Origin of the sequence: Hydrogeniiclostridium mannosilyticum, from assembly GCF_003268275.1 — a bacterium.
Taxonomy (GTDB): domain Bacteria; phylum Bacillota; class Clostridia; order Oscillospirales; family Acutalibacteraceae; genus Hydrogeniiclostridium; species Hydrogeniiclostridium mannosilyticum.
This window is the reverse complement of the sequence record NZ_QLYR01000063.1, coordinates 1-264: the sequence shown is the minus strand read 5'-3', so window position 1 is coordinate 264 and position 264 is coordinate 1. Positions and strand designations below refer to the sequence as shown.

The window sequence follows — 264 nt, the reverse complement described above, 5'->3', positions numbered from 1 at the left end:
TTTCCAATCGTGCTGCTCATTCCAGCGCGGACGGACACGAATTATTTTCACGATTACATTTATGGGAAGGCGGAAATCAGGTTTGTGCGAGGGCGTTTGCATTTTACGGACGATGACGGCAACGCCGTAAACGCCGCCCCTTTTCCCTCGATGGTGGTTATCTACAACGGGGGCCGGTGAAGGAGGAAGAGTGATGAGAATGGATAAACAAAAAGGCTGGCCGCCCTGTGCAAGATGTGACCAATGGAGGCCAATCTCGTGTGA

Annotated in this window: 1 pseudogene; it reads left to right on the top strand. The window is 51.9% G+C overall.

Annotation, left to right across the window (positions count from 1 at the left end):
* Nucleotides 1-180: pseudogene (locus DPQ25_RS14490) on the top strand (phage N-6-adenine-methyltransferase); the annotation flags it as partial.
* Nucleotides 181-264 lie beyond the last annotated feature (84 nt).